The following is a 12579-nucleotide window of genomic DNA, read 5'->3' as shown; positions in this document are numbered from 1 at the left end:
CATACCGTCAACCTAGAGGCGGTGGCGGGGACGGCAACTCGGGGCCTTTGGCGTTGCTGTTAGTCATCGTTCATGACGTCCAGGAGCAGGTCGCCTGGCAGTGCCAGAAGCCGCCGGAGAAGCGGCCGGTCGAGCTCAATCGCGTGTTCGGTCGCATGCGACGCCGCCAAACAAAACCAGTCGGCCACGTACCCTTCGCTGATCAACTGCCACACCATGTCGGCCTTGGGCTCAAGCCGATCGAGAAGCCAGTGAAGGTGATCGGCAAGCTCGCCACCCCGCGGTAAGTCCGACGACAGCAGCCACAGCGATACCCGACGGACGGTTCCCGAACGCCGCCCGACCGGCTCCCCGGCCTCGAACGCCTGTGACGGTTCCAAGCCGAGCAGTCGAGTCACCGACGTAGCGCTTCCGCCATGATCTCCTGAGATCCGAAACGTCGCTCCTGTTCGCATCACGACATGATCGCGCGGCAAACGTCTTTGCGCGAGGGAAATATGCACCCAACGCCAGGTGACGGGACTGTGGCCCGTTCCAATTCCGGGGCTTCTTCGCAGGATCTGCAGTCTGAATATTCTATAGCACAGGTGTTCGAATCGGCGTAGCATTGATCTTGTGTCCAGCGACGATGCATCCCCGAAGACGTCCACCGAGTGGTGGCGCGTCGACACGGCGACGCTGCATGCGCGTAAACAGGAACTCGAAGTTCTTAAGCGCCAACTGGATGCCGAGCAGAACGCGATCCTCGCGGAAATCAATTCCCGCGGGATTCGGGGCTGCAGCGGTCATTCGACGTTGGCCGGGCTGATTCTCGAGGATTTCCTGGTGTCGGACAAGGAAGCCGCCGCCCGCGCCGACCGGGTCCTGGCCTTGCATCCCGGCCCCGCTATCGGCGGGGATCCCGAGCCGCCGTTGGCTCCGTTGACGGCCGAGGCTGCTGCGGAGGGCGCGATCGGTGGCGGCCAGATCGATGCCATCATCAAGACTCTCGCCCGCATCCCGTCCAGTGTTCCTGAGGACGATGTGCGGGCCGGGGAGAAGATCCTGGTCGAGTTGGCCAGACATGCGGGGCCGCGGCAGATCGCTCGCGCCGGACGCCGTCTGCTGGACGAACTCGACCCCGACGGAAAAGAACCCCGCAACGACGATCCGAAGGAGACTCGGCCGGAGCTGCGATTCGTCAAGCACCGCGACGGCACTCTCGGCCTCAAGGCGAGACTGGACCTGGAAACCTACGCGCGGTTGAAGTCTGACCTGGATCCGATGGCCAAACCCCACAAGGCCGTCGACGGGGTCCGTGACTCCCGTACTCAGGACGAACGTTACGGGGATGCCCTTACCGACTATGTCCGGTTGAAGACCACCAGCCGGAATCTTCCCGGCCAGGCTGGGGAAGCCACGCACATCCTCATCACCATGTCCTACGACGACCTGATGAACGACATCGGCGAGGCCCACCTCGACCTCGTCGGGCCGATCAGTGCCACCGACGCCAGAATTCTCGCCTGCGACGCCCGTGTCCGGCCTGGCGTCCTCGGCGCCGCAGGCGAACCACTCGACATCGGCCGTTCCAAACGCACCGTGTCGCTGGCGCAGAAATACGCGCTCACCCTCCGCGATGGCGGCTGCGCCTTCCCCGGCTGCGATATGCCCGTCCCGCGCTGCACCGCCCATCACATTGTTTTCTGGCGGCATCACGGCGAAACGAAAATCGACAACCTCGTCCTGCTCTGTACCAAGCACCACCGGCTGATCCACCGCAGCGAATGGAAAGTACAGATCGCTCAAGACGGCCTACCCGAATTCACCCCGCCCGCTTACCTCGACCCGACCGGGGCTCCGAGGCGCAACACCATGCACCTCAGGACATAGGCCGAACCCTGTATAACGACCTACACGCTCCCGCTTTCAGAAGCGGCGCATCTGTCGCGCCATGGTCCAGGCGGCACGCACGACAGCAACAGAATCAGTGACGACGTGGACTGATTCGTCGAGCGCGCCTCGGCCGGCCCATGGCCACGTTTTCGACAAACTGTCGGTCCCTCACGGCACACTGCCGCCGTGACCATCACGCGGACTCAATCCTGGGTCGAATCCCTCGGCGGCCCGCTCATCGTCGTGCCCGTTTCCGCCTTGGCGCACTGGAAGGGAAGCCTGGAAGGAGGTGAGGACGACTACGAGCGCGCCTGCGCGGTGAACGCGCTCGCGGGCACGCTCCCCATCGGCGGGGCGACGGGCCTAGTCCTCGGCGACGAACCCGCCGCGACCTGTTACCTCCCGGAGCACCGCGCGTTCCTCCGCTGGCTCGCCGCCGACTCCGAGGACGAGTTGCGCACCGAGGCGGAGCGGATCCTCGCCGATCCCGTCACGCCGTGGGAGGACTGCGGTAGCTGGGAGACCGACGGTCCCGCGATTCTCATGGATTCGGTGACCGCAGGCGCGGAGCTGGGCAGCGAATATCCCGCCGGCGGAAAGCCGCAGCAGGAGTACGTCGATATCGAAAGGGGGAGGTTCGCGGTCCGGGCCGTCCACGCCCGAGGCGTCGGCCTGGTGCAGATGACCGGGTGACAACCCGGTTGCCCCCGCGCGCTACCCTTGATTCAACTGGCACCGATCCGGCCATCACCGGGGAGCCTCCGGAAGAACAGGGCCCATGTCCTCAGCGGCTGAGCCCTCAGTAGAACCGGACGGGTACGGCCCGTCACAGCCGTCGAATGAGCGGCCCAGCCGGAACACCAACCGGCCGGGCAAGCGGGGTGGTACCGCGGAACGCGCCGGAAACGGCCGTCTCGTCCCCGTGTGGGTGAAAGCCCGTACGAGAGACGAACCGCGAGGAGCACCGAAGATGTATCCCAAGGCACAGCTGGACGGCGAGACCGGCGTCCCGTCCCAGCCTTCGTTCCCCGAGTCGGAAAAGCGCGTCCTCGCGTACTGGGAAGCCGATCGGACCTTCCAGGGGTCGATCGACGCCCGCGACCCCGGCGTCAACGGTTCGAACGAGTACGTCTTCTACGACGGTCCGCCGTTCGCCAACGGTCTCCCGCACTACGGTCACCTGCTCACCGGGTACGTCAAGGACCTGGTGCCGCGTTACCAGACCATGAAGGGCAAGCGCGTCGAGCGCCGCTTCGGCTGGGACACCCACGGCCTGCCCGCCGAACTCGAGGCCATGCGCCAGCTCGGGATCACCGAGAAGTCCGAGATCGACGCGATGGGCATCGACGTCTTCAACGAGGCGTGCCGCGAGTCCGTGCTGCGCTACACCGGCGAATGGCAGGACTACGTCACCCGCCAGGCCCGCTGGGTCGACTTCGACAACGACTACAAGACGCTCGACCTGTCCTACATGGAGTCGGTCATCTGGGCGTTCAAGCAGCTGTGGGACAAGGGCCTGGTCTACGAGGGCTACCGCGTCCTGCCCTACTGCTGGCGCGACGAGACCCCGCTGTCCAACCACGAGCTGCGGATGGACGACGACGTCTACGCCAGCCGTCAGGACCCGGCCGTCACGGTCGGTTTCCGCTTGGAGGGCAACGACAACGAGCTCGACGGCACCTACCTGCTGATCTGGACCACGACGCCGTGGACCCTGCCGTCCAACCTCGCGACCGCGGTCCACCCCGACGTGCGTTACGTCGTGGTGGAAAGCGACGGCAAGCGGTTCCTGCTCGCCGAAGCGCGCGTCGCCGCGTACGCCCGCGAGCTCGGCGAAGAGCCGGCCGTCGTCGGGCACTACACCGGCACCGAGCTGCTCGGAACCCGTTACGCCCCACCGTTCCCGTACTTCGCCGGGCACGAGAACGCGCACCGCGTGCTCGCCGCGGACTACGTCACCACCGAGGACGGCACCGGTGTCGTCCACATCGCGCCCGCCTACGGTGAAGAGGACAAGGTCGTCACCGACGCGGCGGGCATCGTCCCGGTCACCCCGGTGGACGCGCAGGGCAAGTTCGACGCGACCGTCTCGGATTACGAGGGCCAGCAGGTCTTCGACGCCAACCCGAACATCATCAAGGACCTCAAGAACGGCACCGGTTCGGCCGGCCGTCAGGGCGCGGTGCTGCTGCGCCACGAGACCTACGAGCACCCGTACCCGCACTGCTGGCGCTGCCGGAATCCGCTGATCTACCGCGCCGTCTCGTCGTGGTTCGTCGCGGTGACCGAGTTCAAGGACCGGATGGTCGAGCTGAATCAGCAGATCACCTGGTACCCGGAGAACGTCAAGGACGGCCAGTTCGGCAAGTGGCTGGAGAACGCCCGCGACTGGTCGGTCTCCCGCAACCGGTACTTCGGCACGCCGATCCCGGTGTGGCAGTCGGACGACCCGGCGTACCCGCGCACGGACGTCTACGGCTCCCTCGACGAGATCGAGCGCGATTTCGGCGTGCGGCTGGAGAACCTGCACCGGCCGTTCATCGACGAGCTGACCCGGCCCAACCCGGACGACCCGACCGGGAAGTCCACCATGCGCCGGATCGAGGACGTGCTGGACGTCTGGTTCGACTCGGGTTCGATGCCGTACGCGCAGGTGCACTACCCGTTCGAGAACACCGAGTGGTTCGAGCACCACTACCCGGGCGACTTCATCGTCGAGTACATCGGGCAGACGCGCGGCTGGTTCTACGTCCTGCACGTGCTGGCGACCGCGCTGTTCGACCGGCCGGCGTTCCGCACCTGCATCTCGCACGGCATCGTGCTCGGCTCGGACGGCCAGAAGATGTCCAAGTCGCTGCGCAACTACCCGGACGTCAACGAGGTCTTCGACCGCGACGGCTCCGACGCGATGCGCTGGTACCTGATGGCGAGCCCGATCCTGCGCGGCGGGAACCTGGTCGTCACCGACAAGGGCATCCGCGACGCCGTCCGCCAGGCCGTGCTGCCGCTGTGGAACTCGTACTACTTCCTCGCGCTCTACGCGAACGCCGAGGGCGTGGAAGGCCAGTGGCGCACGGATTCGAAGCACATCCTCGACCGGTACGTGCTGGCGAAGACGCACGAACTGGTGACCGACGTCGAGCACGCGCTCGACACCTACGACGTCGCCGGTGCCTGCTCGACCGTCCGCGACTTCCTCGAGGTGCTGACGAACTGGTACGTGCGCCGGTCGCGCGACCGGTTCTGGGCGGGCGAGCAGGACGCGATCGACACCCTGCACACCGTGCTGGAGGTGACCTCGCGGGTGGTGGCGCCGCTGCTGCCGCTGACCACGGAGGTCGTCTGGCGTGGGCTGACGGGCGGCCGTTCGGTGCACCTGACCGACTGGCCGAACGCGCTCGACCTGCCCGCCGACGCGGCGCTGGTGACGGCGATGGACCGGGTGCGCCAGGTGGCGTCTTCGGCGCTCTCGCTGCGGAAGTCGAACAAGCTGCGGGTGCGGCTGCCGCTGGCCAAGCTGGTCGTCGCCGCGCACGAGGCCGACTCGCTGCGCGACTTCACCGACATCCTGCGCGACGAGGTCAACGTCAAATCCGTCGAGCTGACCACGGACGTCGCCGCGCACGGCGGTTTCGAGGTCGCGGTGAACGCCCGTGCGGCCGGACCGCGGCTGGGCAAGGACGTCCAGACGGTGATCAAGGCCGTCAAGGCCGGTGAGTGGACGACGTCCGAGAGCGGCGCCGTCGTGGCGGCCGGGATCGAGCTCGTCGAAGGCGAGTACGACCGGCGTCTGGTCGCCAAGGGCGGCGGGGCGGCCGCGGAACTGCCGGGCGGGGCCGGGCTGGTGCTGCTCGACACCGAGGTGACCGACGAGCTGGCGGCCGAGGGCCTGGCCCGCGACCTGGTCCGGGTCGTGCAGCAGGCCCGCCGTGACGCCGGGCTCGACGTCGCCGACCGCATCGCGCTGACGGTGGACGCGCCGGAGGACGTGGTCACGGCCGCGAAGACGCACGAGGAGTTCATCGCTTCGGAGACGTTGGCGACTTCGGTGGCGTACGGCGCCGTCGCCGACGGCTCGGCCGGGACGGTCGGTGAGGGCACGAAGGTGACCGTGGCGGTCACCAAGGCCTGACCCTGCGCTGGCTAGGAATGTCATGAAAGGGCCGTTCAGGACAGAAAATGTCCTGAACGGCCCTTTCATGACATCCGGGGCGGGTCTCGATCACCGGGATCACGAAACGGATTCGGAACCGTCGCTTTCTCGCCGTCGCCCCGCCTTGCGCGGGGGAAATCGGCAGGCTGGCGCCCGGGGGCGCGCGAGGGTGCGCCGTATGGGGGAGAGCGAATCCATGAGTCCTGCCCGGAAAAGAGGGATCCTGATCGGCGCCGCGCTGGCGGTGGTCGCCATCGTGGTGGCCGGGGTGGTGCTGCTGGTCAGGGAGGACCGGGCGCCCGCGGCTTCCGGCCCGGGCGACGCCACCGAGAGCGAGCAGGAGAGCCCGGCGCAGGTCGCCGGCCGGTTCCTGCGGCTGTTCGACATGGGTGACCTGAACACCGCCCCGGTCGACGATCCGGCGGCGGCCACGACGGCCCTGTCCGGAACGCGCGCGGCGCTCAACGGGGCGTCGGTCAGGACGTCGCTCGGCGAGGTCCCGACGACGCCGGGCAACGCGATCACGACGTCGGCCACCTTCCACGTCGCGTGGACGTTCCCTGGCAACAGCGTCTGGAAGTACGAGGGCAAGCTCGAACTGGTGCGCAACGCCGGGAAATGGGTGGTCCGCTGGGCGATGTCGGTGATCCATCCGAAGCTCGAAGCGGGGCAGAGGCTTTCCGTCGCCCCCGTTTCGGCCAAGCCGGTCGTGGCCGACCGGGACGGCAAGGCGCTTGTCGGCGGTGACGCGACGGGTGTCGCGCCGATCCTGCAGGGAGCGCTGTCCAAGGTCGCCTCCGGAGAGAACAGCGGCACCGGCGCGACCGTCACCGTGTCCCGCGTCGACGTCTCCGGCAAACCGGTCGAGACGCTCTTCGGGCAGGCCGCCGAGACCGACAAACCGCTGGTTTCGACCTTGAGCGTGGCGTCCCAGAACGCCGCTCAGAAGGCCGTCGACGGCTTCGGGGGACCGGCGATCATCGTCGCGATGAAGACCTCGGGCGAGCTCCTGGCGGTCGCGCAGAACGTCGCCGCCGGGAACCAGCCGAAGGCGCTCAATGGCCTGTACTCGCCGGGTTCGGCCTTCAAGATCGCCACGGCGACCGCGGCGCTGCAGCAGGGCGGGGTCTCCGCCGACTCGCCGGTGGCGTGCCCGGGCAGCGAGCAGATCGGGACCCGCACCCTCAAGAACGACAACGGGTTCGACCTGGGGACCGTCTCGCTGAAGACGGCGTTCGCCGCGTCGTGCAACACGACCTTCGGACGGCTCGCCGGGCAGTTGCCCGCGGACGGCCTCGCGAAGGCGGCGACGCAGCTCGGCCTCAACGCCGACTTCGAAATCCCGGGCCTGTCGACGGAGGCCGGGAAGGTGGAGCCGTCGGGCAGCGATGACGAGCAGGTCGAGGCCGGGATCGGCCAGGGCAGGGTGCAGGTCAGCCCGTTGGGCGCGGCGCTCATGGCGGCGACGGTCGCAACGGGGAAACCGGTCGTGCCGAAGCTGTGGCAGGGGCTGGAGACCAAGGTCAACGCCGGGTACCAGGCCCCGTCGTCCGGGGTGCTGAACCAGGTCCGTGCGATGATGCGCGAGGTCTGCACGACCGGGACCGCGAAAGCGCTGAAGGGCAGCGGGGCCGTCTTCGGCAAGACCGGTACGGCGCAGGCCGGCTCGGGCGCGGACGCCAACGGCTGGTTCGTCGGCTACCGCGGCGACGTCGCCTTCGCCGTCATGCTCGAAGGTTCCAACGACTCCAGGCCCGCGGTCCAGCTGGCGGCGAAGTTCCTGGCGGGCTGACGCTTCGGCCGCCGCCGAACCGTGCGTCTTCTACGGTGAAGGCATGGAAACGATCGCACTGGCCGAGGTCGCGGCCGTGCTCGCCGATCCGAGCCGCGCGTCGATGTGCCTCGCGCTGCTCGACGGGCGCGCCTGGACGGTGACCGAGCTGGCAGGTGCGGCCGAGGTGGCCGCGTCGACGGCGAGCGAGCACGTGACGAAACTGACCGACGCCGGGTTCGTCGTGCGGGTCAAGCAGGGGAGGCACAGTTACGTCCGGATAGCCGACCCCCGGGTGGCGGAGCTGATCGAGCATTTGGCGCAGCACGCCGAACACCGGCCGGTGAAGGGACTGCGGTCTTCCGTGCGGGTGAAACGGCTCGAGTTCGCCAGGACCTGCTACGACCACCTCGCCGGGACGGTCGGTGTCGCGCTGCGGGACGGAATGCTCACCACCGGGCTGATCGACGACGCCGGCGGATTGACGCTGACCGGGCGGGGACGCGAGGTGCTCGACACGCTCGGGGTGGAGATCGACGGCGGTCGCCGACCGATGCTGCGTGACTGTCTGGATTGGACAGTGCGCCGTGATCATTTGGCGGGCCGGGTCGCCGCGGCGTTACTGTCTCACGGGGTGAACGCCGGCTGGTTGTCCCGTGAGGGCAACCGCGCGGTGAAAGTCCTTCCCACGGCGGAAGAACCGTTCGCGGAACTCGGTGTCGACCTGGTGGCCCTGCGCAGTCCGTAGTGGACAGTCTGTAACACAGGTTATCCGGACGCTTTTCGACCGGTACACGAACGTGTGACGATCACCGCCTCACTATTCTGGAGCCCTCACGGCGACCGGAACGGGAGGCGACATGGAGCAGCTCCCGCTCATCCTCGGCACCGGTGGCGCGGTGCTCCTCGTCGCCGTGATCGCCGTCCGGGTGTCGATCCGCGTCGGCCTCCCATCGCTGCTGCTGTACCTGGGGATGGGTGTCCTGCTCGGCGAAGCCGGGTTCGGCATCCAGTACGACAACCCGGAGCTCACCCAGTCGCTCGGCCTCGCCGCGCTGGTGATGATCCTGTCCGAAGGTGGTCTCACCACCCGGTGGACGGCCGTGAAACCCTCGCTGGGCATCGGAATCGCACTGTCCACAGTGGCCGTCGCGGTGAGCATCGCGGTCACCGGCGCGGCTTTGCACTGGCTGCTGGGCCTGGACTGGCGGATGGCGTTGCTATGGGGCGCGGTCCTCGCCTCGACCGACGCCGCGGCGGTCTTCTCCGTGCTGAGATCGGCGGGCATCGGGAAACGGCTCGTGGGCGCGCTGGAGATCGAGTCCGGGATCAACGACGCCCCGGCCTACATCGCGGTCGTCGTCCTCGCCGAGGGCGCGACCGTCGACTGGTCGCTGCCGCTGCTGGTGGTCTACGAACTCGCCGCCGGGTTGGTGATCGGCCTGGCCTTCGGCTGGGGCGGGGCGTTCGCGCTGCGCCGGGCGGCGCTGCCCGCCACCGGTCTGTACCCGCTGGCCACCGTCGCGGTGTGCGTCGTGGCGTACTCCAGTGGGCAGCTCGCTCACGCGTCGGGCTTGCTCGCCACCTACGTCGCGGCCCTGGTGCTGGGGAATTCGAAGCTGCCGCACCGGTCGGACACGCTTTCCTTCGCCGAAGGGCTCGGTTGGCTCGCACAGATCGGCCTGTTCGTGCTTCTCGGCCTGTTCGCCTCGCCGGGCAGGATCTTCGAGAGCCTGGTCCAGGGCCTGGTCGCGGGCGCGGTCGTGTTGCTGCTGGCGCGTCCGCTGTCGGTGCTCCTGTCGGCGCTGCCGTTCAAGATCCCCTGGCGGGAACAGGTGTTCCTGTCCTGGGCCGGGTTGCGCGGCGCGGTCCCGATCGTGCTCGCGCTGATCCCGCTGTCGTCCGGGGTACCCGGCGCACAGGAGCTGGTCGACGCGGTGTTCGTGCTGGTCATCGTGCTGACGCTGCTCCAAGGGGCGACGTTGACCCCGCTCGCGCGAGCGCTCGGGCTGGCCCAGCACGCCGAAGCGCACGAGATCGACGTCGACTCCGCGCCGCTCGACGAGATGGGCGCGGAGCTCCTGCAGGTCCGGATCAACACCGGGTCGAAGATGCACGGCGTCTACCTGGCCGAGCTGCGACTACCGGTGGGGGCGACGATCAGCCTCCTCGTCCGCGACGGCACGGGCTTCACGCCGAACAAGAACACGCGGCTTCAGGAACGCGACCAGTTACTCGTCGTGACCACCGCTGAAGCCCGTGACACGGCCGAACGACGCCTGCGGGCCGTCGACCGCGCGGGCCGCCTGGCCAGGTGGAAGGGCGAATCCGGCCAGTAGGTCACGAACCGGCACCAGCTGTTCGTCGGTTGATCTCAGAAAATTCTTCCCTTTCGTACTCCTTTTGGATTACTTTCCCCGCAATCGACTCCATCGAATGGGTGAGTGTCACGGGGTAAGGAGTACGCAAGGTGACGAAACTTCCTGCGCGGTTCGCCGGTCTGGGGGCCGCGGTGGCACTCGTCGGAGTGGTTCTCTCCGCCCCGACGGCCACGGCGGCCGGTGCCTTCCCCGCGTTCGGACTGCCCTTCGAGACGGGCCAATCGGTCTACTCGGCGGGGATCCACTCGGACAACGGGAACTCCGGCGTGAAGAACGCCATCGACTTCAGCCCCGGCGACAAGACCGTTCGCGCCCCGCTGGCGGGCACCGTCCGGATCCAGCACTGCTCCGGCGGCGACTGGGTGACCGTCGACCACGACGGCGGCTGGCGCACCGGGTACTACCACATGGAGAACATTTCGGTCACCGACGGCCAGAAGGTCGTCCCCGGCGACGCACTCGGCCGGACCGGCAACGCGCTGCCCTGCGGTGGCAGCAGCACCGGCGCCCACGTGCACTTCACCTTGTGGACCCTGCCCACTGCCGCCGCGCAGGGCGGCGACTCGCGCGACTTCGGGGTCGGCGCCGGCAACTGGAACGGCAAGTCCTACGACGAGGTCTCGACCACGGTCGCCGCGGCCTACGGCGAGGCGGTCGACGGCAAGACCTTCGGCGGCTGGCAGTTCACCGCGGGCACCGATCAGTACTCGGGTACCGCGACCGAACTCTCCTCCCGCGCGACTATCGGACTGCCCGGCCGATTCCGGGTCTGACCTGCCGTTGCCCGGCGCGGCGCGGCGCCGGGCAGCGGTGTTTCCCGCTCGCGGGACACGTGAGCGGCGTCTCAAGATGCGGACGAGGGCTGGCTCGATCGCCCGCCCATCCGCTAACTTCGTCCGTAGGTCACGAGTGTCAGCGTCAAGCCCCGGCTAGCTGACCGGCAACCCTCCTACCGCGGTGGGGTGCCCCGGGTGAGGACCTGGCTCGTCGCGTGGTGCGACGGGCAAGCGCGGGATCCTCGTCGGGTCCCCTGGCCCGGAGGATGACGATGACCCTCGCTCTCGAACGCACCAGCACCCCTGCTGAAACCGTTGTCACGCACGAAATCCCGGCGGTCGCCTGCGCCGATCTGCGGGTTCCGCTGGTCACCGGCGGCGACATCGGTTACGCCAACCTCGACCACGCGGCGAGCGCCCCGTGTCTGGACAAGGTGCGGGCCGCGGTCGACGAGTTCCTGCCCTGGTACGCCAGCGTGCACCGCGGGGCCGGGTTCGCCTCGCAGGTCTCCACCAAGCTCTACGAGCGCACCCGCGGAATCCTGCGGGACTTCGTCGACGCGCGATCGACCGACACCGTCGTGTTCACCCGCAACACCACCGATTCCTTCAACCTTCTCGCGCGCAGCCTGCCGAAGCACACGTCGGTCGTCGTGTTCGACACCGAGCACCACGCCGCGCTGCTGCCGTGGAAGGGACCGAACGTCCGCCGGGTCGAGACGCCGCGTACCCGCCTCGCCGCGGTGTCCGCTGTGGACGAAGCGCTCGCGGACTGCCCGCAGGGGCCGCGGCTGGTGGTGCTCACCGGCGCGTCCAACGTGACCGGGGAACTGTTGCCGGTCAAGGAGATCGCGGCCGTCGCGCGGCGGCACGGCGCCCGGATCGCGCTCGACGCGGCGCAGCTCGCGCCGCACCGGAAGATCTCGGTGCGCGAACTGGACGTCGACTACGTCGCGCTGTCGGGACACAAGCTGTACGCGCCTTTCGGTGCCGGCGCGCTGATCGGCCGCGCGGACTGGCTGCGCGCGGCCCAGCCGTACCTCGCCGGCGGCGGCGCGACGAAGCTCGTCAGCCGTGACTCCGTGGTCTGGAATTCCGGACCTGAGCGGCACGAAGCCGGTTCCCCCAACACTGTCGGCGTCTACGCGCTCGGCGTCGCCTGCGAGACGCTGGCCGCGAACTGGGACGGCATCGTCGCCCACGAAGAGGAACTGCTGGCGCGGCTGCGTCGTGGCCTCGCCGCCATCCCCGGCTTCGCCGAACTGCGCTTGTTCGACGCTCCGGTCGACCGGGTCGGCACGCTCAGCTTCGTCGTCGACGGGTTCGAACCCGGCTGGCTCGCCGCGGTCCTGTCCGCGGAGTACGGCATCGGCGTGCGGGACGGCGCGTTCTGCGCGCACGTGGCGACCAAACGGCTGATCGCCGTCGCCGGTTCGACGGGCCAGCAGGCCGTGCGCGTGAGCCTCGGCCTCGGCAGCACCACCGAACACGTGGACCGGATCGTCCTGGCGCTGCGCCAGATCGTCGCCCGCGGCGCGCGCTGGCAGTACGAGAAGCCGGAAGGCCGCTGGGTGCCGGAAAACGATCCGCGCGAACTGCCCCCGTTCTGCGCCTGAGCCACTA

The 12579-nt window shown here is 68.6% G+C and carries 9 protein-coding genes and 1 riboswitch; of the genes, 8 read left to right on the top strand and 1 reads right to left on the bottom strand.

Annotated elements, in window-relative coordinates:
* Positions 1–59 precede the first annotated feature (59 nt).
* Positions 60–398, bottom strand: coding sequence for a DUF4279 domain-containing protein (locus DMC64_RS42720; RefSeq protein WP_158634250.1), 339 nt, complete (start codon positions 396–398; stop codon positions 60–62).
* A gap of 217 nt (positions 399–615) precedes the next feature.
* Between DMC64_RS42720 and DMC64_RS23235 the strand changes: the two genes are divergently transcribed.
* The 8 genes from DMC64_RS23235 to DMC64_RS23200 all read left to right on the top strand — a co-directional run bounded on the left by DMC64_RS23235 (position 616) and on the right by DMC64_RS23200 (position 12572).
* Positions 616–1872, top strand: a complete 1257-nt coding sequence (locus DMC64_RS23235; RefSeq protein ID WP_125735267.1) for an HNH endonuclease signature motif containing protein — start codon at positions 616–618, stop codon at positions 1870–1872.
* A gap of 189 nt (positions 1873–2061) precedes the next feature.
* Positions 2062–2568 carry an Imm21 family immunity protein gene (locus DMC64_RS23230; RefSeq protein WP_125735266.1) on the top strand — a complete coding sequence of 169 codons (507 nt, stop codon included), beginning with the start codon at positions 2062–2064 and terminating at the stop codon, positions 2566–2568.
* A 277-nt stretch (positions 2569–2845) separates the two neighbouring features.
* Positions 2846–6007 carry an isoleucine--tRNA ligase gene (gene ileS / locus DMC64_RS23225; RefSeq protein WP_125735265.1) on the top strand — a complete coding sequence of 1054 codons (3162 nt, stop codon included), beginning with the start codon at positions 2846–2848 and terminating at the stop codon, positions 6005–6007.
* A gap of 217 nt (positions 6008–6224) precedes the next feature.
* Positions 6225–7820 (top strand): penicillin-binding transpeptidase domain-containing protein, encoded by a 1596-nt coding sequence (locus DMC64_RS23220; protein ID WP_125735264.1) that lies wholly within the window; start codon positions 6225–6227, stop codon positions 7818–7820.
* A 43-nt stretch (positions 7821–7863) separates the two neighbouring features.
* Complete coding sequence (locus DMC64_RS23215; protein WP_125735263.1) at positions 7864–8547, top strand: helix-turn-helix transcriptional regulator; 684 nt, start codon at positions 7864–7866, stop codon at positions 8545–8547.
* A 112-nt stretch (positions 8548–8659) separates the two neighbouring features.
* Entirely contained in the window at positions 8660–10138 is a 1479-nt protein-coding gene (locus DMC64_RS23210; RefSeq protein WP_037344922.1) for a potassium/proton antiporter, read from the top strand.
* Positions 10139–10269: 131 nt separating this feature from the next.
* Positions 10270–10953, top strand: coding sequence for a M23 family metallopeptidase (locus tag DMC64_RS23205; RefSeq protein WP_125735262.1), 684 nt, complete (start codon positions 10270–10272; stop codon positions 10951–10953).
* A gap of 128 nt (positions 10954–11081) precedes the next feature.
* A riboswitch (SAM riboswitch) is annotated at positions 11082–11196 on the top strand.
* A gap of 32 nt (positions 11197–11228) precedes the next feature.
* Positions 11229–12572: an aminotransferase class V-fold PLP-dependent enzyme gene (locus DMC64_RS23200; RefSeq protein WP_125735261.1), complete on the top strand. Its 1344-nt coding sequence runs from the start codon at positions 11229–11231 to the stop codon at positions 12570–12572.
* The last annotated feature ends 7 nt before the right edge of the window (positions 12573–12579 follow it).

Origin of the sequence: Amycolatopsis sp. WAC 04197, assembly GCF_003947475.1 — a bacterium.
Classification (GTDB): Bacteria; Actinomycetota; Actinomycetes; order Mycobacteriales; family Pseudonocardiaceae; genus Amycolatopsis; species Amycolatopsis japonica.
This window is presented reverse-complemented; position numbering and strand designations above follow the sequence as displayed.

Coding starts and splice junctions, on each gene's coding strand:
- DMC64_RS23220 (WP_125735264.1), top strand. CDS start 6,225: ATGAGTCCTGCCCGGAAAAGAGGGATCCTGATCGGCGCCGCGCTGGCG.
- ileS (WP_125735265.1), top strand. CDS start 2,846: ATGTATCCCAAGGCACAGCTGGACGGCGAGACCGGCGTCCCGTCCCAG.
- DMC64_RS23215 (WP_125735263.1), top strand. CDS start 7,864: ATGGAAACGATCGCACTGGCCGAGGTCGCGGCCGTGCTCGCCGATCCG.
- DMC64_RS23210 (WP_037344922.1), top strand. CDS start 8,660: ATGGAGCAGCTCCCGCTCATCCTCGGCACCGGTGGCGCGGTGCTCCTC.
- DMC64_RS23200 (WP_125735261.1), top strand. CDS start 11,229: ATGACCCTCGCTCTCGAACGCACCAGCACCCCTGCTGAAACCGTTGTC.